We start from the raw sequence: 23,179 nt of genomic DNA, 5'->3' as shown, positions 1-23,179 counted from the left end.
TAGCATCGTAAAGGATTAAACAATGAAAAAACTGTTAGCTCTTTCAGTATTGACTAGCGCTATATTTGCACCAACGATTTCAGCCGCTGAAGAGGTGAATGTCTACTCATACCGCCAGCCTTTTTTAGTTGAGCCGATGTTTAATGAATTCACTAAAGACACGGGTATTAAAGTAAACGTCAAGTTTGCCAAACAAGGACTGGCAGAAAAGCTCGTTCAAGAAGGTGAGTACAGCCCAGCAGACGTCGTGCTGACTACCGATATTAGTCGTCTAGCCGAACTCACTGATAAAGGTCTAGTGCAGAAAGTTGACAGTGACATCATTGAAGCAAATGTACCAGCTCAATATCAAGACAAAGAGAACGAATGGTTTGCTCTAACTTTGCGTACTCGTAGCGTTTATTCTTCCCGAGATCGTGTGGGTAAACTTGGTGCAGACTTCAACTATGCGGATTTAGCGAAGCCTGAGTTTAAAGGTAAAATTTGTACGCGTAGCGGCAAGCACCCATACAATGTCTCGCTTGTTTCTTCTATGATTGCGCATCATGGTGAAGTTGAGACTAAGCAGTGGTTAGAGGGAGTGAAAGCAAACTTGGCTCGTAAACCTCAAGGCAACGATCGTGCACAAGTGAAAGCGATCAAAGAAGGTCTTTGTGATGTTTCATTAGGTAATAGCTATTACCTAGGGAAAATGGTTAATGATAAAGAGCAAAAAGCTTGGGCTGATGCGGTTTATATCAACTTTCCTAATCAAGAGACGACAGGTACTCACGTAAACATTTCCGGTATGGCAATGGCGAAATACTCACCGAACAAAGAGAACGCATTAAAACTCATGGAGTTTTTAACCGGTGATAAAGCGCAGAAAATGTATGCAGAAGTTAACTTTGAATACCCGGTTAAAGAAGGCGTACCACGCTCTGAACTAGTTGATTCATGGGGTGACTTTAAAGCGGACACTATCTCACTCGATGAGATCGCTGCTCATCATGAAGCAGCAATTAAACTGCTCGATGAAGTCAAATTTGACCTTTAATGTCGATATCCGAGCTGTCTAGATAAGGGACAATGTGCTTAGTAGGTGCGTATTTTTTCTTGAACTTGCGCGAATGGTAACGCTCTGAACCCTTCATCTTGAAGTTATTTGGGTATATGGGGTATAACGGTTGCCCCATTTAATTAAAGGATATGAGATGTATTTGCAGCAGCATTTATATTTTGTACAGCCTTGCAGTAATTAGGCAATGAAAGATAAACATTCTTCATGGAAAGCCAGCAGTGGAGTATTAACCCTATTGCTGGTTTTGCCGATCTTAGCGATCTTCTACACCGCAATTGGTGAGACGGATGACCTGTTTGCTCATTTGATGTCAACAGTTATGCCGACCTATATCTATAACACCATCACACTGACTGTCGGAGTGATGGTGCTCTCTCTCATACTGGGTATTCCTAGTGCTTGGTTAATGGCAATGTGCAAGCTTCCCTCTGAAAAATGGTTACAGTGGGCGTTGGTGCTGCCTTTGGCGATGCCAGGCTACATCATTGGTTATATTTTTACCGACTGGTTTGATTTCGCTGGTCCGATTCAGGTGTTATTGCGTGATTTCACCGGCTGGGGGCCGGGAGAGTACTGGTTTCCCGATATTCGCACTGTGTTCGGTGCTACGTGGGTGTTGTCCTTAGTTTTATACCCGTATGTATATCTGCTTTGTCGTGCCGCATTCATGGAACAAAATGTCTCATTACTGCAAAGTGCTCGACTGTTGAAGTGCTCCCCTTGGAAGAGTTTTTTACGCATTTCTCTGCCTTTGGCGCGTCCTTCAATTGCGGTTAGTTTGTCTTTGGTGGCAATGGAAACCATTGGTGACTTTGGTACGGTCAGTTACTTTGCGGTAAATACGCTAACGACAGCGGTATATGATACGTGGCTAGGTTACTCTAATTTAAATGCAGCGGCTAAAATCTCTGCAATCATGCTCGTGTTTGTGGTGCTTTTGTTGAGTGCGGAACGGTACAGTCGTCGTAAGCAGAAACTGTTTCAGAGTCAGTTTAACAGCCATGAAGATTTTAGATATGAGCTCAACGGATGGAAAAAATGGGCGGCACTGGCTTGGTGTTGGGGGATAGTGACCATCGCGTTTATTTTGCCACTCATGCAGTTGATCAGTTATTCCATTACTTATTTCGCACAAAGCTGGACGCCTGAATTTCGGGAGTACGCCTACAACAGTGTTGTGGTGTCGATAATTGCTGCCGTTATTGGTGTTGCCGTTGCTGTCGTCGTGAATTTTACTCATCGACTGAATGGCAAACGAGACAGCTTAATGTGCATGCGCTTGTCTTCCATGGGGTATGCAGTCCCCGGCACTGTCTTAGCCATTGGTGTGATGGTTGCCGTATTGTTTATGGATCATCGTATTAATGACGTTGCCAAAGTGATGGAGTGGGGAAGACCTGGGTTAATCTTTTCTGGGTCAATGTTTGCGCTTATTTTTGCTATGGTGGTGCGGTTCTCTGCTGTTGCAATTGGTAGTGTAGAGAGTCATCTCAATAAAGTTTCTCCATCCTTAGATATGGCTTCTCGCACTATGGGGTGCTCTCCAAATACGATGCTATGGCGAGTGCATATGCCATTGATTAAGCGCGGAGCATTAATTGCGGCGCTTTTGGTGTTTATTGAGTCGATGAAAGAGCTTAATGCTGCGTTACTTTTACGCCCGTTTAATTTCGAAACTCTGGCGACTTATGTTTATAATTTTGCGTCAGATGAGCACTTAGAATTGGCGGCTTTGCCTGCTGTGCTGCTGGTTCTTGTTGGGTTAGTCCCACTTGTTGTTGTCAACCGTTCACTGGAGCAAAATCACTGATGACCTGCGCATTATCAATTAATAACCTGACTTGCCAATACGATGATCAAACCGTTCTGGAGTCTTTATCATTAGATGTGGAGCAGGGACAAATTGTGTGCCTACTTGGTGCAAGTGGCTGCGGTAAAACAACCTTGCTCAAAGCCATAGCAGGGCTACTGCCTTTGAGCTCAGGCGAAATGCGCCTTAATTCGTTGATCCTTGATGATAGCAAGCATTGGTTGCCACCAGAGCAGCGTAATATTGGGATGATTTTCCAAGATTATGCGCTCTTTCCCCACCTTAACGTCGCGCAAAATATTGCCTTTGGTTTGGAAAACCTATCAACAACAGCAAAGCGAACTAAGGTACAAGAAATGCTCGAACTTGTGCACCTTCAAGAATATGCAGATCGTTATCCTCATCAGTTGTCGGGGGGGCAACAGCAGCGTGTTGCGATTGCTCGTTCATTGGCTTACAGCTGATCTTTTGTTGCTGGATGAGCCATTTTCTAATATTGATACCCAAGTTCGTCACGAGTTAATTCGTGAAATTCGAAAAATTTTCAAGCAACAGGGAGTAACGGCGATTTTTGTTACTCACAGTCGCGAAGAGGCCTTTGCGTTTGCGGATAAATTGGCGGTGATGAATAATGGGGTCATTGAACAATATGGCACGGCTTCAGAGCTTTACTATCAACCTTCGAGTAAATTTGTGGCGGATTTTTTAGGGGGAGGAAGTTATCTAGAAGCCACAAGAGTCTCAGAAACCCAGTTTAACACTCACCTAGGCCTGGTCGAAGCGAACGCGCAACAGGTGATTGATATACAAGCTCAATGCGCATTATTACTACGTCCACAACATGTATTAATTAAACAAGATGACAGTAGTGCGGTGAAGGTGTTGGAACAGCATTTTATGGGAGACCATTGCAGGTATGTGATTGATGTCGAAGGAGACCATCTGTTAGCGACTTCGACTGAAGCTTTGAATGTGGGTGATCGTGTTGTGGTGCAAATTGATATGCAGGGTGTGCTCGCTTTTACCTAAGTTGATTGCTCGACAAAAAAGGCCCGGCTGTGATACCGGGCAAGTGTTCCCCTTCTTTAATACAACTTAAGCAACACGCTTAAGTCTCTGGACAGTTATAAAGACAAAAAGTCTTTAAACTGCTGAAGAACACGTTCTGCAGTGTCTTTGTCTTTCATCTCGGCAAAAATTCGTAAAAGTGGCTCAGTGCCAGAGAAACGAGCGATGACCCAGCCGCCATTTTGGAAGTAGACTTTCGCTCCGTCTTCGTAACTGACTTTTTCGATATCAAATTCAAATTCGGGCAGCTGTTTCTCAACGTATAGCTTGTTGAACAACTGTTCTTTTTGCGCTGGTTTAAATTTGCAGTCGCCTTCTGCCATATAGGCGTAACCATACTTACTGTAGATTTCGTCCAATAATTCTGAAATCTTTTTGCCCGTTACCGAAATCATTTCAACGAGTAGACTGGAAGCAAAAACGCCATCTTTACCTTTGATGTGACCGCGAATGGTCAAGCCGCCTGAGCTTTCCCCGCCAATTAAAGAATCATCGGCTTCCATTTGTGAGCTAATGTGTTTGAATCCGACAGGCACTTCAAAACACGTTTCTCCATGATCTTGTGCGATTTTATCGAGTAAATGTGTGGTGGCGATATTACGTACGACAGAGCCTTTCCAACCTTTGTATTCGAGCAAGTAATAGTAGAGTAAGATCAGAACTTCGTTTGGGTGAATGAAGTTGCCTTTTTCGTCAATGATGCCTAAACGATCGGCATCACCGTCAGTGCCAATACCGATGTCATAGCCTTGTTGAGCGACCAAGTGCATCAGTCGGTAAAGAGTTGCGGCACTTGGCGATGGCATTAAGCCACCAAAATCTGGATTTTTACCATCGTTGATTACATCGACTTCACAGCGACCATTGATCAATACTGTTTGCAACGCATTTTTTGCCACACCAAACATTGGATCAATCAACACACGCAGGTTGGCTTGCTTTATTGACTCTATATCGATGAAGTCAATAATTGAGTCGACGAATTCATTCATTGGGTTAATGATATCGATCAGGTGGTCTTCGACGGCTTGATCAAAATCGATACTTTTGATGTCCTGAATTCTTAGGGTCGATATTTGTGATTCAATCTTTTCTGTGATGATCTCGTCTGCGTCTCGTCCACCTTCGATGAACACTTTTATGCCGTTGTAATCCGCAGGGTTGTGAGAGGCGGTGATACAGGCTGAATAGGCACAACCCATTTCTTTCGCTTTAAACATCACGATTGGGGTTGGAACAAACTTATCGATGAAGCTCACTACGATGCCGTTCGCGGCAAGAACTTCAGCAAACCAACGTCCCGCTTTATCTGATAAAAATCGGCGGTCATAACCAATGATAAAGCCCCGCTCGGCGACAGACTCATCATTGGTGATGTTTGCAATGGCTTGTGCCACTAATCGGACATTGTCTTTGGTGAACTCTTCGCCAATAAATGCGCGCCAACCGCCTGTACCAAATTTGATCATAATTCGAACCTCTATAAGGGCGTTTTGTTATCGTCCCTGAAAATATTGCTAGCAGACCCAATGCACCTTCCCAAAACGGTCGGTGCATTAGACTAACTTAAGTGGATTAACCAAGCGTGACGATGACGTCGTTAACCGTACCTTCAGCTTGTACCGGTACTGAAGTGCCGGTGACGGCTAATCCATTGAGAGTGATAGACTTCACGCCCTTACTCACCGAGTCTGGATTAACGACTTTGATATTGTACGTTGCCCCTAGCCACTGACGCGTGACCTCAAATCCCGGCCAGTTGGTTGGAATACATGGGTCGATAGTGAGGCCATCAAAGCCTGTTCGAACGCCAAGGATGAAGTTCGTTACGGCAAAATAAGCCCAGCCAGATGTACCCGTTAGCCAAGGGTGGTTGGCGCGGCCATGATCTTGATGATCTCGCCCCATAATAAATTGAACGTATGAGTATGGTTCTGCGATACGTTTTTCAATGATGTCGTTTTGATTGTATGGGTTTAGGGCATCGTAAAACTTCATCGCTTGATCACCGCGCCCCAGTTTTGCTTCTGCAACCCAAGCCCAAGGGTTTGGATGCGAGAAAATGGCACCGTTTTCTTTTACGCCTTGATAGACGCGAGTCACGAAGCCGATATCATCATTTGGCGTGGCAAACGAAGGGGAGTTGAGGTGCAAGCCATACTCAGAGAACAAGTTCTCGTCCACGGCGTCCATCGCTTTCTCGCCACGTTCTTGAGAAACCGCACCAGAAAGTACCGCGAGCGTGTTTGACTCTAGGTGGACACGGCCTTCTTTTTGTTGTGCTGTACCAATCTTATCGCCGTCTTTGGTTAAGCCGCGAATATACCAGCCACCTTCTTCATCCCACAGGTGAGTTTCGCATGCTTCGCGAACATTGGCCGCCATTTCGGTGTATTTTTCTACGTCGCGTCTTTACCTAGATACTTGGCGAGTTCAATGAACTCTTGCAGTGCCCAGAAATGTAGGAAAGACACCATCGATGATTCACCACCACCTAAGTTCAAGCAGTCATTCCAGTCCGCACGAAGACCTTTACAAATACCGGTTTGACCGACGTATTCTGCGGAGAAATCAAGCGCAGCTTTCATGTGGTCGTAAACGGTGGCATCACCACCATCCGCATAAGGGATCATTTCGTCAAAGAAGCTGTGTTCACCAGTTTCCACGACGTATTTGCAGATAGTAGGGACGAGCCATAGGTGGTCATCGGAACAGGTGTCTTCAATGCCATGGATTTTGTCTTCATCAGACGGAGTTGGCACGACCGTCGGTGATTTGGACGGTTTAACGTCTGCTTTTTCCGGATCAAACCAATCTGGATCAAACAAGTGCAAACCGTACCCCGCTTTTACTTGGCCACGGAGGAGATCAACCAAACGTTTACGCGTCATGGATGGGTTAGCATGAGGGACTGAAATCGCATCTTGCGCGGTATCACGGTAGCCAAGACCCGTACGTCCCCCGACTTCAATAAAGGAGGCAAAGCGAGACCAGACCACACAAGTTTCTGCTTGATAAAGCGTCCAAGTGTTGATCATGGTATCCAGCCCTTCATTTGGCGACTTCACTTGGAACTTCGCACAGCGCTCATCCCAGTGAGCTTTGATGCCTGCAAATGCGTTGTCCACTTCAGCAAGGTTTTGGTACTTCGTGCGCAGACGCTCGCCATTACCTTTACCGATACCTAGGATATAAGCAAAACGGACTTCTTCACCCGGCTGGATGGTGAACTGCTTATGCAGCGAACCGCAATGGTTGTAGCAGGTTTGTGCTGTGTTGAAGCATTGTCCTTGCTCTACTGCCAGAGGGTTGGCTTCGTCACGATAAAGACCGAGGAAGCTATCGCGTTGACCGTCGTATGAATCAGGGTCGAACGTCGATGCTAGGTAGTAGAAACCTTCAAAGTCGTTGGTGTTGTAGTAAAGATCGTATTCAATCACGCCATCGTTGTACGCAGTGCCCGCTGAGTATAGCGACATTTGGTGGTTTTGGTTGTCTGATTGAATATGGCTAAACGAAAACTCAACAAAAGAAAATGCGCTGATGGTACGTGGCTTATTAGAGGTGTTTTTTATCACGACGTCCCAAACTTCTGCATCTTCGCCTTTCGGAACGAATAGGGTTTTCGTCGCGGTAATACCGTTGTATTCACACTTAAATTTAGAGTAAGACAAGCCATGACGAACTTCGTAACTCGCTTCATCTAGGCTTTTCGCCACTGGTTGCCATGAAATTGACCAGTAATCACCCGTCTCGTCATCGCGCAGATACACGTAATGCCCTGGACGATCGAACGTCGCGTTAGGGCGGAACTTAGTCACACGATTGTATTCTGGAGAGTTATAGAATGAGTAACCGCCAGCATTGTGAGAGATAACAGTACAGAACTTCTCTGTACCCAAGTAATTAGTCCAAGGTGCTGGAACGTCAGGACGAGTGATGACGTATTCACGATTCTCATTATCGAAATAGCCGTATTTCATTGTGTATTTCCTTTTTACAAAGCTGCGTAGACAGCTAAAAGATTAATCTCTAAAAAAGTGAAGCATTGGTTTGGGTTACTTCCACGGTTGACGGTAGTTCACACCCTGTAAATCCAGTAGAGGGAGGTGGCCTTTCAAACGCGATAAATAGTCGGTCCAGTCTCGGTTGTGTTTATCCGTCCAACATGCCTCTGCCATAGCAGTAAGACGCGGGAATACCATGTATTCCATACGTGATTGGTTATTGATGATTTCGCTCCATAATGCCGTCTGAATCCCCCAAATACGTTTTCTGATTGGGTCATCATCCGGAACTTCCGCTAATGGCTCGTAGTTGTAAGCTGTCTCTAACGAAATAGGGTTGGTCCAGTCCACTCCAGGTTCTTCTGGGGCGTAATCTTGTGTCATGTCTAAGTAAGTGCTTTGCGCTGGCTGCAATACGACATCGAAGCCTTGACGAGCACAGTTCAATGCCGCTTCCTCACTAAGCCAAGAATAAATCACCGTATCTTTACTCACTTTGTCACCGTGTTGTGCTTCTTCCCAACCCAACATCCGTTTTCCAAGTTTGCGTAGTTTGTCTTCCGCGTGGCGTAAAAAGTGACCTTGCAACTCTTTGTAATCGTGATAACCAAGTTGTTGCATCAAATCTTGGCATGCAGGGCTTTTGGACCAAACGCCGTGTGGAACTTCGTCTGCACCAATATGTAGATAAGGTGCAGGGAAAAGTTCAGCCACTTCTTCCAACACTTTATCGATAAACTCATAGCTGCCTGGTAGTGCAGGATTGAGGACGTTATCGTTGTAATGCTGGATGCTGCGATACTCTGTGGTATCAGATTCTTCAACCAACAGATGTGGTAGGGATTTAATGGCGGCTCGGCAGTGTCCAGGGATATCAATTTCAGGTATGACCGTGATGCCTCGCTGAGCGGCAAACGCGACGACATCTTTGATTTGCTCTTGTGTGTAGAAACCCCCATACCGTTTCGAGAGATTCGTGTACTGAGGTTCTATGACCTCATCTAAACCACGCCAAGCACCAATATTCGTTAACTCAGGGAAGGCCTTAATTTCAACTCGCCAACCTTCATCATCGGTTAAGTGCCAATGAAAGGTATTGAATTTGTAGTGAGCGAGGTGATTGATCAATTGTTTCACCTGATCGACGGAATGGAAATGTCGGGCACAATCGAGCATCATTCCACGATAGTGAAAGCGAGGTCGATCTTCTATCGCACAACAAGCTACATCGAAAGAATCGGGTTGTTCTCCTGGTTTTATCAATTGCAATAAAGTTGCGCTCGCATGAATAAATCCCGATGGCGATCCGGCTTCAACTTTGATGGACTCTTGCGATACTTTGAGCCTATAAGCAGCGTCATCTAGTGTTGGGTTGGCTTGAAAGAGTATCTGACTATTGCTCGAAGTGGTCAGATCGAGTTGATATATTCTCTGCAACTCTTCGGTCAACCAAGCTTGTGCTGAGCTAGCTAAGTTGGAGTGTGCTGAAATACCAACATGCTTACCCAGCGTAAAAGTGTGCTCTGCTACTTCAATATGGTTCGGCTTTGGTACCAAAGGCTGTGAGTGAGCTTGGCTTGGCGGCACACTACTGCGTTCTTTGTACGGAGAGGCTAACACAATTGGCGTTACGTCAACCTCTGCTCGTTGCAGTTTGCCATCAATCATAAAGTCCACTAACGCTTCGTTGAACCCATCTGAGTAATAACGAAATGGGTTTGAACCAATACTGAACTCACAATAAAAGTGTTGATTTGCGGCTAAAACCATCGACTCTGGCTTAAGCACGCAGTAACTGCCTATTTGCTTAATGTAACCACTTGATACACTGTTTGGTAAAATGTAGCGGTCAAAAGCGAAAGTTAAATGCCAGTCAGACAAATTCTGGTCACTCAAATTATGAAAAGTGAGACCAAATCTGCAATTTTGTTTCTGTTCTGATAAGACGACTAAGTCAACGCGATATTCCATCTTTACTCCTAGCCACGGTTTACCGAGTAAAGGTTATGTTCCGCTTTACCGGCGAACATAATTGCCCCTTCAATCGCATCAAACTGAGGTTCTACGATCCATTGTTGAACTGGTGGTGATAACCAGTTTTTCATTCGTTCAGCGATACTGCCCATTAAACAAATGCGAGTAGCGCCGTGCTTGTTGAGTGCCATAAGAAACATTTCTATGTCAGCGGCGGTTTGTTTTAGCATTTCAATCGCGAGCACATCGCCTTGCTGAGCATACTGAAATATTGCTGGCGAAAACTGTCCGTAGTCTCGAGGGAGCGCTTTCTTAGACCACGCGACAATGTTGTCAATTTCGTTGGAGAAATGCGTCATGATGTGTTGTGAAAGCGGCGTTTTGTCTCGAATGCCATCTTCTGCTAGGAGAACCTGCTGAATTAAACGCAAGCCCATCACAGCTCCACCTCCTTGGTCTGAAATCGGAAACTCTCGCCCACCAACCACATGCTGTTCTAACCCTTTGAGGTAGATACCGCAGGAGCCCGTTCCCGCAATCATGATGGCGCCATCTTGACCATTATGTGCACCAACACATGCACCATAAGCATCTGTATTGAGTGTCATACTGGCAAAAGGATGGGGTAATGACATGAAAGCTTGCCATGACGCTTTGTGTTCAGCCCCGGCTAACGCGAGACCAACATGCATAGACGCGTAGCTTGACTCTGTTAACCCGGTTTGCGCTGCGGCTAAGGCGATAGACTCTAAAATTGATGCCATCGCGATTTCTGCGCCTAGCATAATATTGGCACTGCCGCTTTTGGCTTCGCAAGGCAATGTCCTTTTGAGTCCTTTATACGAGCCCGGCAAGAGGTTCCGCCACCATCAATTCCGACAAAATAGGTGGTCATGATGTGTGCTCCTTAATGTCTTGAAAAAATGTAGACTGAGAAAAGCGTTGAGCCTGAGTCATGATCGCGAGAAGATACCAAGCACCGTGGGGAATCCATTGCTCTCCCCAGCGCCAGTTTTGCAACATGTCTTCTTTTTGTGCTGGTGGATTAAAGGCGGTGTCTTCCTCGTCTTCAAAACCACCTGTGATGCCATTACAAATCCCACCCTTAGCGTTATAAAACCCAAATTGAGGAAGGTAATCGGGGTTGTTTCGGCCATGTCCGTCCAGCATGCACATATCGTAAGGGTTTAATCCGACGATCCAGTTCAGAGCATCTTGCGCAAAGTGCGTTAGTTTTTGCTGTTGAGTTGACGAATCAATGTATGGAAGTGCAAGGTGAGCCATGGTAGCTAATGATGCTAGGCGAGCATTTTCGCCTTGCCACCAATAACCTGATTCATTGTCGTGGGCGACGAAGAAGGCATCACGTTTTGCTTCTTGTAATCCTTTGACATACTGACGCGGGTAGCCAAATGGATTGTTGACTTTATTCGTGATAGTCAGCTCGAAATCACATGCTTGGTTGATGACTTGTTTTACCGACTCCGCGAGTTCTCGATCTTTTTCTATGCCTAAATATTCACACAGGGCGATAACCGGAAGTCCTGCTTCTGCCGCGTGAAAATATGGGCGACTGCCATCGCGATTTGCTGTCCAATAATGTTGGACATGTTCATCGCTCATTTGACGGGCGATTAATCGTTTTGCCCACAAACGGCTTTCGTTCAAGTAGCGAGCTTCTGTCGTCGCTTTAAACAGTTCAATACTGGCGAGTAGGGCGCAATATTCATCAATGATGTTTTCTTCACTATCATTAAGGTATTGGATATTGTGCTCTTTTAGGTGCCAATACCCGTTTTGTGCGGCATTAAGGTAGGTTTGTTGGTCGAACTCACCGTGTGAATGTAAACGCGATGCCGCAGCAAGTGCAGCAATTGCCACGCCGCCTCCTTGTCGAAAACCTGCCTGATAATCATCGAACTTGTGGCCAAGTTGGGTTTCGTAAGCACAAATCTCTCGTTGTGCCGTGTCCTTGCTCCACTTGTCAAAAACGGTCATATAGAAATAGCCTTTGTCGTTTTGCATGCGAACGAGAAAGTCTGCTCCGAACAAAGCTTCGTCAGTCAGGCGGGTGCGAGTGAATTGCGCGATAGCATCACTGTTTTCAAACAGAGATAATCCTTTCAGCATATTCCAGACGACCATCGGAATTTGTTGCGGATTAAGGTAATTGGCGTAAGAAAGGTGACTAAGGTACTTACTGACATCCCCTGACGCGTCATACCAACCACCATGGACGTCGACAGTTTTGTCTGAATTCAAAATAGGTGCATGACGATCGGCGTGATCGAATACTCCACTGCAACGTTGTGATTTGAAATAATGGATCACATCAGACAGTGTGCGTTCGAGGAGAAGGTTGTCGCCAATTTCAAAACAAGATGAGCGGTTATTGCTACATTGGATGTAATAATAGCCGGGTGTTGTAAATGAAGAAAAATCGATGAGATAAAAATCACCATGATGCCAACGCGCAACGCTTCCGCTTTTTTCAACTGCCAATGTTGCGACCGTTTGCTGGCTTTCTGCGCAGATCAACGAAGCTGTAACGGCAGTTAATGATGGCTGCTGTGTCTGGATTATTGCTTTTTTTTGGCCAAGGCGTTCATAACCAATGTGATTAGTGAGTAGCAGCATTCAATGTCTCCGCGAAATAACAAAGTTTGGGTTGGGCCAGTAGAAAACTGACCCTAGTTATACCTTGATAGTCACAAGGGTTATTGTTCAAATAAGTAACAACGGACGAAGTGGTTTTCTGATAGCTGGGTAACGTCAGGTAGTTGCTCTCGACATTTGTCAGTGGCGTGTACACATCGTCCTGCAAATGGACACCCAACAGAGTCTGGTGTCCAAAGAGGAATTTCGCCTTTGTTCCCCTTCAGCTTTTCGTGAATCGATTTTGATGGATCGGGAACTGCAGACACCAATAACTGAGTGTACGGATGTTGAGGGGCATGGATGATCTCTTCGGTATCTCCCCATTCAACCATGTGTCCAACGTACATAACGGCGAGATCTTCAGCGATATAGCGAGCGGTGGCGATATCGTGGGTAATGTAAAGTAGCGACATCTGTTTTTCGAACTTCATCTCTTCCATGAGGTTAAGAACACCAGCACGAATAGAGACGTCTAGCATTGAAGTGGGTTCATCAGCTAAGACGACCTCTGCTCCGACTGCAATATTGCGTGCTAAGTTGACTCGTTGACGCTGTCCACCAGAAAGTTGGTGAGGGAATTTTTGCGCGGTCTCTTTTGGCGGGATCAAACCGACTTGTTCCAGCAGCTCGTATACACGCTCTTCAAGTTCTTTCTTGTTGCCGGGTGACACTTTTTTATGAATCAGTAGCGGACGTGCAATATGATGAAAGATATTGTGTGTTGGGTTCAGGGAGCCAAACGGATCTTGCCAAACCATTTGCACGCCTTCGCGATAAGACATTAAGTCTTTTCTCGAAGAGATTTCCTGAATATCTTGTCCTTTGTATTCAATGATGCCATCGCTAGGCGCATACATTTTCGCAATCATTTTTGCAGTAGTAGATTTACCTGAGCCAGACTCACCAACCACTGATAAACCACGACTTTTATACATTTTGAATGATACGTCATTGATAGCACGCATCTTGGACTGCTTGATAGAGTTACTGTTTAGTGGGAAGTCTTTAACGACATTCTTACCCTCAATTAGCAGCTCACCGAGTTGTTTGCTCATAATTCTCTCCAGTAAAATTTTGTTCTTCGCTAGCTTAATCTCGGGTCGTTAAACCTTGGCTTGAGCAATGGGTTCGCCGTACAAATGGCAATTTGAAAAACGGCCTGGTTCAATTTGACGTAACTGGGTTGGCACTTTTGTACAAGCTTCGTGGACTCGATCACAGCGAGCTTGGAAGCGACAACCTTGTGGAATCTCAAGCAAGTTCAATGGGTTACCTGGAATGCCAGTTAGCTTCGTTTTTGGACCAGTCAGTGGAGGGAAAGAGCTGCCCAACCCTTTGGTGTATGGGTGATAAGGACTTTCCAAAATTTGTTTAGAAGGCGCGACTTCAATCAGTTCACCCGAATACATAATCCCGATGCGGTCCGAGAACTCAACCATCAAAGACAAATCGTGAGTGATAAACAAAATAGAGAAGCCAAACTCTTCCTTAAGTGCATAAATCTTTTGGAGAATTTCACGCTGAACGACAACGTCGAGTGCAGTCGTCGGTTCATCCATGATGATCATTTTTGGATTGAGAGCCAACGCGATGGCAATGACGAGCCGTTGGCGCATGCCACCAGAAAACTGGTGCGGATAATCGTTGAGACGGCTAGGGTGAATATCAACAATCTCCAACAAGCCTTCTGCACGAGTTTTGGCTTGTGCGCGAGTCATGTTGGTATGACGCATGATGACATCGCAAAACTGTTCTTCCATAGTGAGTACAGGGTTAAGCGCGTTCATCGCACTTTGGAACACCATGGACATTTCACTCCAGCGAAATGACTGCATGCGTTGATCGCTGTACTTTAGAATATTTTCACCATTAAAGATCACTTCGCCACCAGTAATGAATGCGGGCGGCTTATGCAGACGCATTAGCGAGAACGCGACGGTTGATTTACCACAGCCAGATTCACCAGCTAGACCAAAGACTTCACCTGGCGCAATGTCGAAGCTAACGTTATTACAGGCACGGACGTCACCCGCATCGGTAATGTAATCCACGCATAGGTTACGGATAGAAATTAGTGGTGCAGTCATGATTATTTATCTCCGCTCCATAGTGCATTTTGTGGTGCCAATTCAGGCTCACGTTCTTTCTTGTCTTTTTTTGCTAGCTTTTTCCAGCGCTTCATTCCTTTGTGTGAACGAAGTTGTGGGTTAGCTATTTCGTCAACGGCGAAGTTAAGCAGCGCAAGACCCGTTACCAAAAGCGTTAGTGCGATACAAGGTGCTAATACTTCCCACCATGCGCCGATAAGCATGGCTGAAGAGGTTTGAACGTTGTACAGCATGATGCCCCAGCTGATGGTGTTGGCGTCGCCTAAACCTAAGAATGAAATCACCGCTTCCGTGTTGATGGCGAGCATGACCGAGCCGATGAAGCTTGCACCTACGATTGGAATTAGGTTTGGTAAAATCTCAACGAAGATGATGCGGAATGAAGATTCACCCAGTACTTCAGCTGCTTTTACAAACTCTTTTTCACGCAGTGCCATGGTTTGTGAGCGAACAACACGTGCGCCCCATGCCCAGGAAGTTCCAGCAATAATTAGAGCAATCGTCAGTGGTCCTGCCTCACCAATAAAGGCCGCGAGTACGAACAGTAGTGGATACTGAGGGATAACCAGCATGATGTTCATTGCTGCACTCAACACGTCATCCACTTTGCCGCCAAAGTAACCCGCAGAGATACCTATGACTGTCGCAAGAAAACAGACAATGATACCGGCACCAAAGCCGACACCGAGTGAGACGCGCGCTCCATAAGCAACCTGAGACCAGATATCACGTCCCATGCGGCTCGTCCCCAATACATGGTCGCCATCTTTCGACATCAGAAGAGTACGGCGATCGTCAGCGAGGTTTTTTGCTACCCAACCATCTGGATTGGCTTGCGCTTGTTTCACGACAAAACCAGGGTACTCGTGTGGGTTACCTGTACGTTTGTCTGGTGCATGTTGAGTGAGAAGAGGGGCAGCGATAGCGACAAAGATAAAGATGCTAACAATGCCAAGGCCTATACGCGCAAAAGCGTTACCTAAAATAAGTTTAAATAGTTGTTTCATGATTATTTGCCTCCCTTACGTAGGCGAGGGTCTAGAATCATGTACAGCATGTCAGCCATTAAGTTTAAGCACAGCATGAACATCGTCATGATAATTAGCTGACCTTGAAGTACTTGGTAATCTCGGGAGTGAATTGCGTTTAGTAACACAGTTCCCAATCCTGGGTAGTTGAAAATCATCTCGATAATAAGCTGACCGCCAATGGCCATACCCAAAGACATCGACAGTGCGGTAACACTTGGGAGTAGGGCGTTACGAGCTGCGTAGTTGAACACCACGCGGTTTTCACTCAACCCTTTCCCTTTTGCCATCGTGATGTAATCTTCAGCCAACAGGTTGATCATGTTGTTACGCATGTTTACTAGGAAGCCGCCAATCTGAACGATGGTTGCACAGAAAAGAGGTAATATTGCATGGTAACCAACGTTCTTGATGAACTCCCAGCTTGTCCAATCGGGGATGACACCTGGCGTATAAGCATAGCCAGATGGGAACCATTTCAAACCTATCGCAAAAGTAAATAGCGCTAGCATTGCGATAACCATTTGTGGAATCGCTTGAATGATCAGTGTGCCCGGTGTTACGAAAGCATCGTATTTACTCCCGCGCTTCCATGCGGCAAAAATGCCAAGAACAGAAGCGATAGAGAAGGAAAGGACAACAGCAGTACCTGCTAAGAATAGAGACCATCCAAATGCGTTACCAAGCAAAGTGTTCACTGACAGCGGGTAGAACTGAATCGATGTACCTAACTCCCAGCTTAGAATGTTTTTAATGTAGGACAGATACTGGATGTAAATTGGACCATCAACGAAACCTAACAGCTCTTTCATAGCTGCAATTCGTTCTGGTGTTACTTGCACTGTTGCGTTAGCAAACATCATGGTAACGGGGTCACCTGGCATTGCTCGCGGAATAATAAAGTTTAACGTCGCTGCAACTAAGAGCGCGACAAGATAGAACGACAAACGTCTTAAAAAATAACCCATAACTCACACCTTACTCACCCAGATTTTTTCCTGTTTCTGGTTTCAGGTCGCTCCCAGCGAAATTTAGAGCGAAAAATCCCCTGACGACGAGCGCCATTTTTTGCTTTCGTGATAAGGGGATTTTTATAGGCGGCATACGGGAGTATGCCGCTAGAAATGAACTTCTACTTATTTAACTGGTTTTAGATCCAATACGTGTAGTAGACGCTCTGGGATACCAGCCCAAATGTTTGGACGACCCTTAGGATTTTCTTCGTTCCACCAACCAGTGAAGCGAGTTGTATTGTATTGGTACATGTATGCGCCAGACAGTACAGGAATCGTAACTTGGTTTTCCGCGATGATTTTTTGGATGCCATGAGCGATTTGTAGCTGCTCTTGTTTATCCGCCGTTTTGTAGAAGCTATTCAGTAGATTATCTAGCTTCTCATTTTTGTAGAAGTGCATCGCGAATCGAGGCATACCGTCACCAGACTGTAGCTTCGAGTTGTAGCCACTATCCCAGTACAAGTGTGGATCTGCACCGTGGAAGTAGTTGGTGTAAGCAACGTCGTAGGTACCTTCTAGCATTGCTTGGTTGTAAACAGAGAAGTCAGGTGTACGTGCACGGGCTTTGATACCTACTTCTGCTAACTGCTCAACGGCTAGCTGCACCGTGTTGTTGAAGTCAGTCCAACCATTTGGAGATTGGATAAGAAGCTCGAAAGACTTACCTGATGGCGTATCGACAAAGCCATCGTTGTTGACATCTTTGAAGCCAGCCTTATCAAGTAGCTTTTTGGCACCTTCTACATTGTAGGTATTGTAACCTTTGTATTTGTTATGAATGGCTTCATCAGACCAAGACTCAAACGCATAGCCTAGACCTGAAGCGAAGTCATTCACTGTACCACCACCGTAGAACGCAATGTCGATGATCGTCTGACGGTCAAGTGCCATAGAGAAAGCACGACGGAAATCTACGTTAGTCAGTGCTTCTTTTTTAGCTGCATCTGGGTTTTTGAAGTTAACAACAAATGCTTGAGTACCTGCTGGTGGATACCAGTAATGGTGATTAGGACTTGCTGCTGCGTAAGTGCGGTCAATATCCGGAACAAATGAAGACGTCCAGTCCATCTCACCATTCACAATCTTACCAAGGAACTGGTCGTTGTTTGCGATTTGTGGCACTCGCAGACAGTCAACATCTAAGTTGTCTGCATCCCAGTAATTTGGGTTTTCACACTGGATGTAAAGTTGTGGTGTGAAAGTATCGATTTCGGTAAAAGGACCACTACCAACAGGATTCTCGTTAGTAAATGATGCTGGATCTTTCACTTTACTCCATACGTGCTTAGGTACCACTGGTACTTTAGCAATTTCGTAAGGAACGTTTGAGTTTGCTTCACTTAGATTGAATTTAACTTGGTAGTCGTTAACTTTCTCTACGCCTGTTACCCAAGAGTTGATACCTGATTGGTCTAGTTCAGGTTTCTCTTTCACAAGGTTAAAAGAGTAGACAACGTCATCGGCAGTAAATGGTTCGCCGTCAGACCATTTTACGCCCTTACGAATATCGAAAGTAACGCTCATTAGGTCATCAGCCATTTTGAAGTTTTCAGCTAAACGGAATACCGGAGTGTTACCGTGCATTTCGTTGAAAACAACAAGTGGTTCATAGATGAAGTCTGTTGTTGTATGTAGGTTAGTTGCACCTAGGAAAGGGTTAAAGTTACGAACAAAAGTTGTAAACTCTTTCGGGTGGATAGTCAGTTCACTGCGTTCAGCCGCAGTAGCTACCGATGCAAAACCGGTAGTAGCCGTTGCAATAATTGCTGTTGCTAGTGCTGTTTTTTTAATATTGGCAAGCATAGCTGTTCCTTACTATTTGCTTTCATTTCACTTAATGGAATTGAATGTCATCAATTGATAAACACTCCCCAAGGCCTACCTCTCAATATTGGATTCTCTGCGTTTGTGTTGAGTCCCGTTAAGAGTGGCCTGTAGACCTTAGGCAGGAGTAAGAAAACACCTTAAGCCGAAAATAATCAAACAGGTTTCCCGTCAAAAACGTTAAAACAAACTTAACTCTCGTCATAAACGTCATTTTGTTTATTTTTTTATCAATTTCGCGGGCTGAATTAACATAGATATGTGTCGCAGTTTATATCTATCCACATTATGTTTGTTAGTGTTCGCTTACTCTTTTCCTCTTTGTTTTAAGGGGGTTTCTTTTTTTGTTTTACTTAAGAGATCTGGCTCACATGACTTTTTTGTGTTAATTAACTTGGTGAAATTTAATCTGCCGTTCTGTTGTGATTGACTTCGCAATCTTTGTCAATTGTTGGTTAGATTTTTAATTTATCGTAAAAATAGCGGCTTAAAACGCTCGGCTTACAAAGAAAAAATGACCTTTTTTTAGTTTATGAACTAAGTGCTGTGGTTGTGTTTAGCGACGACTATATAGAAGATTATCCCGCTCAATGAACGTCTGGATTTGGATGATGTGTAATACATTAAGCAAGACAAAGCGTTAATGTGTGGCTTTTTACTTGGACTCTGAGCTCATGCTCTTGGTGTCGCGCTCCTTATAGCGCGATTGCCGCGAGCAGAGTGACTGCTTTTTCGTAGAAGTAACTTTTTACGTATAAATAACGATGTATTTATACCAAGCACAGTAAATAAGTGATCAGAAATAGCGTAGGAAAAATGCTTGAGAACAAGGCGCAATTTTTCGATAAGTAGTTATTCTACAATCAACCTACTTTATAAACGAGAAAGGCAACGAAGTTATCGAGTACTTTAACAAGCTATAATGACCAGTGATTTACTACGATTGGCATTAAACCAGTGCCTTGCCTAAGAGCGAATAAATCCTCACTGAACAAGCACCTTGAAGTTACTTGATTATAAAACGTTGTGCATGTTGGCATTAGAGAAGTAAACACTTGGTCGTGGCCAAGAAAAAGCCCCATTGCAGCATGTGGCAAATGGGGCCGTATCTTTATACCGAGTAAACTATCAACTGGTTAGTAGGCGCTGAAGTTTGTCACGTTGCGCTTCTATGTAAGCACGTTCCGGGCTGTGCTCTTTGCAGTGCTCTAGAATAAATTCAATGGAGCTTAACACTGTTCGCCAGCGTGGGGTTTTTGGCAGTGTTTCTATTCGCATGTACTTATCGAGTGTTCGGGTTTGCAAAGTACTACGGTCAAGGTAAACACGCCATAGTCCACTTTGTTCAGCAAAAGCAAACTTACTTTCACCGGTTACAGACTCCCAATAGTCAAGCGCATGGGTCATAACATCTACGAGTACCTCACGAAGTAGTTCGTGTTTGTCTTTTTTATTTCCCAGCGCTTTATCAGCTAGACGCGTGAACTCTCCGCCCAACTCTTTCAATTTTTGCAATTGCTCTTTATCACCATCAAAGGCATAGCTCGATAACACTTCGACTGCGGTTTCCAAGTTATGAATTCGCGCAGCATTGGCTCCACCGCCGACATTAAAAATATACATAATGTCGAGACCTGAACCCTCGGGCATTTTTAGAATATCGGCGTCGATGTTTTGTCTGATATCCTCAATATAAATATCAATTTTTCCACAGTAATGGGGTTGCTTGACGGTAAGGAATTTGGGGGCAATAAGTTCGTCGGCAGAAGAGCGTTTGAGTTGCTCCAAACTGCGTTTAAATAGCTTGCATGCCGCTTCATTAGCAAAGCGAACACGTTGGTCTTCACGTAAGCAAATGATGGCTTCTGGTGCAGATTCAAGCTGTTCAAGTAAGCGCCCTTGCGTTTCGAGTAAGCTGGCTTCGATTTCTGCACGTTGGCGTAACTGAGATTCCAGTAATTGGTTTTCTATGTGGCGCATTTCTGCTTTGCTAGCGGTCAAATGTGCTTGAATTCGGGCAGCTAACTCTTGCTTGTTAAATGGTTTAGACAAATAGTCATTCGCGCCTGCTTCAAAGCCTTTAATGCGGTCTTCTGTTTGATTTAAAGCCGTCAGCATTATGATCGGCAGTTCGGCATGATCATAAGTTTGACGCAATTCACTGCACACCTGATAGCCGCTCATCCCTGGCATCATGATATCGAGGAGCAACAGTTCGGGCTTTTCTTGCTCAATCAAAGCTAGAGTATCAGGGCCATCAGCAATGGTGCGCACTCGATACCCTTCTAATCGTAGGAAGCTCTCGAGTACACGTAAGTTTACGGGTTCATCGTCAGCAACATAGAGTAAAGGGCCATCAGGGTTTTCGGGTAATGATAGGTCATCCGTGCTGTCGAGGTTGATTTCTGGTATTTGGAAATGCCCATGCGCTGCCATGGATTGAGTCGCTTCAATCTCTTCTTCACTGGCAAGTGGCAGGGTGAAACTAAACGTCGTGCCGACCATTGGTTGACTGCTAACGTATAGTGAGCCTCCCATTAGTTCAATGAGTTGGCGGCTGATTGATAGCCCCAAACCAGCGCCCTGGCGGTAACGGCTTTCATCTTGTCCTGCTTGAATGAGCGGCTCGAATATGTGTTCTAGGTGCTCGGATGGGATACCTTGTCCTGTGTCGACGACTTGAACGCGTACGTGATCGTCAACAACGCTAGCAGAAATAACAATTTTGCCTTCGCTGGTGTATTTAATCGCGTTTCCGATTAAGTTATATAGCACTTGTTCGAGACGCTGTGGATCCGCGGACACCGCACTCAAATCAGCAGGAACCTGATTAATAATACGGATGGTTTTGTTTCCAAGCAGGTGGCTTGATAGTTCTAGAACCAGTCTTGTTGCGCTGGCCAGACTGACCGCTGACTTATGAATGTCCATACTGCCATAGCGCATTTTATGGTAATCCAAAAGGTCATCAACGAGATTCGCAAGACGTTGACCACTTTTGATGATGATATCAAGCTGATACTTTTGACTCGCTGGAATGGCGCCATTTGCACCCGATACTAAGGTTTCAGCAATGCCGACCATACCATGCAAAGGCGTACGAAGCTCATGCGATGTGGTTGCTAGGAATTCATCTTTTAATTTATCGGCAAGTTGTAATTCATCATTTTGTTTTTGAATTAACTGAATGTTGCTTTCCAGCTCTTCATTTTGTTGTTTTATGGTCTGAATTTTTTCTCTGATGGAACGTTGCATGCGCTCAAAGCTAATAGCAAGGCGCCCGATTTCATCCTTCCGCTTGGTGTTAAATGTTGTTTCGTCGAGATCACCCGCTGATACCTTCTCTGCGGCCCACGTGAGCTTAAGCAGTGGTGAGGTGATAAAATTAGACAGATAATGTGAAGCGATCACCACCAGTACAATCGCGATGATCATGGCGATAATGAACAACTTTTCAAGTTGGTGAATACGAGAGAAAGCTTCTTTTTCTGGAAGTTGAACAACTAATGCCCAGTGCACGCCCCGTGTCTTTATTGATGTATAAGCCGCGATGATTGTTTCATTGAGAGCATTAGTGTAGGTACCGACACTTGTTTCTCCAGCAAGCGCTTTGTCAACGACTTCCACACTGTTTCGAATGTCATCGAGTTTTGTGTTGATGGTTCTAGGCCGCTTGTCACTGCCAACCAGTAGCGTATTTACTGAGGACTCTTGACTCTTACCCGCTATCAACTTAGTGATGCCATTATTTGGCAGGCGGAACATGGCATAGCTATGTAGATATCCTTGCTGAACGATGGGAGCGCCTAGCCACGCAACTTGTCTGCCATTTTCCAGTTCGAAGTCTGAGACGATGATGGGAGTATAATCTTCATTAACTTTGCGGCGCTCATTCACATCATGGGCTAAACGTTTGAAGGTTTTCCCAAGGGCAGAATCTTTATAGATCCCCGTAAGCAGATTAGTACCATAGTTGTCATCTTTGTTAATGGAGTAAGTGACGTTACCGTTAATATCAACTAAAAGTATATCGTTAAAGTCAGAGCGTTTAAGTAATTCCAAGTAGGCCCAATGGTAACGTTTATGGAGGAGGCGATAACGCTCACTTCCTACGTAATTCGACGATTCACGCAATATCGAGGTCTTTATCTGATCACCGCTACCTTTGATGTAACGTTGCTGAGCGTTGGTGCGTGCCTCTTGAATATCATTGCCTAAGCGGCTGAATGCATTGACTAAGCCGTAAAATCGTCCTCCACTGGCGTAAGCCAATTCCGAACGCACAAATCCCATGACTTCGGTTTCTCTCGCCTCAAAATAGTTGATGATCTGTTGTTTCTTCGTGTCTCGCACGGATAACAAATGAGAGGTACTTTGCTCTTGCAGATCTTTACTATGGGATTGGAGGAAAAAAATTGCAGTGATCGTAAGAGGGGTGATACTCAGTACAAGAAACGCAGTCATTAACGTACTTTGAAGGCGCTTAAACTTCTGCTTTTTGTAGAATTTAAACATGGATATGGCTACAACTCATAAAGGGGGTAGGTCAATGTGATTGCCGCTACCGGGATACTCGTCAAAAAACGGATAGGGTGTTAAATGACAAAATTAACGAGTTTTTTTTCT

At 45.0% G+C, this 23,179-nt stretch carries 11 protein-coding genes and 3 pseudogenes; 3 read left to right on the top strand and 11 right to left on the bottom strand.

Going from position 1 to position 23,179, the window contains the following annotated elements; all coding sequences use genetic code 11:
- The first annotated feature begins 22 nt into the window (after positions 1-22).
- The 3 genes and pseudogenes from SU60_RS11345 to SU60_RS11335 all read left to right on the top strand — a co-directional run bounded on the left by SU60_RS11345 (position 23) and on the right by SU60_RS11335 (position 3,899).
- A complete protein-coding gene (locus tag SU60_RS11345) occupies positions 23-1,036 on the top strand; it encodes a Fe(3+) ABC transporter substrate-binding protein (RefSeq protein WP_041155603.1) in 1,014 nt (337 codons plus the stop codon).
- A gap of 208 nt (positions 1,037-1,244) precedes the next feature.
- Entirely contained in the window at positions 1,245-2,870 is a 1,626-nt protein-coding gene (locus SU60_RS11340) for an ABC transporter permease (RefSeq protein WP_041155602.1), read from the top strand.
- A pseudogene (locus tag SU60_RS11335) lies at positions 2,870-3,899 on the top strand (ABC transporter ATP-binding protein). The gene SU60_RS11340 and the pseudogene SU60_RS11335 overlap by 1 nt, the downstream one beginning before the upstream one ends.
- A gap of 95 nt (positions 3,900-3,994) precedes the next feature.
- Here the strand turns inward: SU60_RS11335 and SU60_RS11330 are convergent.
- The 11 genes and pseudogenes from SU60_RS11330 to SU60_RS11280 form a co-directional block, all read right to left on the bottom strand.
- Entirely contained in the window at positions 3,995-5,407 is a 1,413-nt protein-coding gene (locus SU60_RS11330; RefSeq protein ID WP_041155601.1) for a phosphoglucomutase/phosphomannomutase family protein, read from the bottom strand.
- 106 nt (positions 5,408-5,513) lie between these two features.
- Positions 5,514-7,921, bottom strand: a pseudogene (locus SU60_RS11325) (glycoside hydrolase family 94 protein).
- Between the two features lie 75 nt (positions 7,922-7,996).
- Positions 7,997-9,916, bottom strand: a complete 1,920-nt coding sequence (locus SU60_RS11320; protein WP_041155600.1) for a beta-N-acetylhexosaminidase — start codon at positions 9,914-9,916, stop codon at positions 7,997-7,999.
- A gap of 8 nt (positions 9,917-9,924) precedes the next feature.
- Positions 9,925-10,814 (bottom strand): annotated as a pseudogene (locus SU60_RS11315) (glucosamine kinase nucleotide-binding domain-containing protein).
- Positions 10,811-12,556 (bottom strand): glycoside hydrolase family 9 protein, encoded by a 1,746-nt coding sequence (locus SU60_RS11310; protein WP_041155599.1) that lies wholly within the window; start codon positions 12,554-12,556, stop codon positions 10,811-10,813. The pseudogene SU60_RS11315 and the gene SU60_RS11310 overlap by 4 nt, the downstream one beginning before the upstream one ends.
- An 80-nt stretch (positions 12,557-12,636) precedes the next feature.
- The gene (locus SU60_RS11305; protein WP_041155598.1) at positions 12,637-13,632 is read right to left on the bottom strand and encodes an ABC transporter ATP-binding protein; all 996 of its coding nucleotides are present in this window, start codon (positions 13,630-13,632) and stop codon (positions 12,637-12,639) included.
- Positions 13,633-13,680: 48 nt separating this feature from the next.
- Complete coding sequence (locus SU60_RS11300) at positions 13,681-14,664, bottom strand: ABC transporter ATP-binding protein (RefSeq protein WP_041155597.1); 984 nt, start codon at positions 14,662-14,664, stop codon at positions 13,681-13,683.
- 2 nt (positions 14,665-14,666) lie between these two features.
- The gene (locus SU60_RS11295) at positions 14,667-15,692 is read right to left on the bottom strand and encodes an ABC transporter permease (RefSeq protein WP_041155596.1); all 1,026 of its coding nucleotides are present in this window, start codon (positions 15,690-15,692) and stop codon (positions 14,667-14,669) included.
- Between the two features lie 2 nt (positions 15,693-15,694).
- Positions 15,695-16,681 (bottom strand): ABC transporter permease, encoded by a 987-nt coding sequence (locus SU60_RS11290; protein ID WP_041155595.1) that lies wholly within the window; start codon positions 16,679-16,681, stop codon positions 15,695-15,697.
- Positions 16,682-16,849: 168 nt separating this feature from the next.
- Positions 16,850-18,532 (bottom strand): ABC transporter substrate-binding protein, encoded by a 1,683-nt coding sequence (locus tag SU60_RS11285; RefSeq protein WP_041155594.1) that lies wholly within the window; start codon positions 18,530-18,532, stop codon positions 16,850-16,852.
- Between the two features lie 1,149 nt (positions 18,533-19,681).
- Positions 19,682-23,068, bottom strand: a complete 3,387-nt coding sequence (locus SU60_RS11280) for a response regulator (RefSeq protein ID WP_041155593.1) — start codon at positions 23,066-23,068, stop codon at positions 19,682-19,684.
- Positions 23,069-23,179: the final 111 nt, after the last annotated feature.

Origin of the sequence: Vibrio mytili, from assembly GCF_000830505.1 — a bacterium.
Taxonomy (GTDB): Bacteria; Pseudomonadota; Gammaproteobacteria; order Enterobacterales; family Vibrionaceae; genus Vibrio; species Vibrio mytili.
This window is presented reverse-complemented; position numbering and strand designations above follow the sequence as displayed.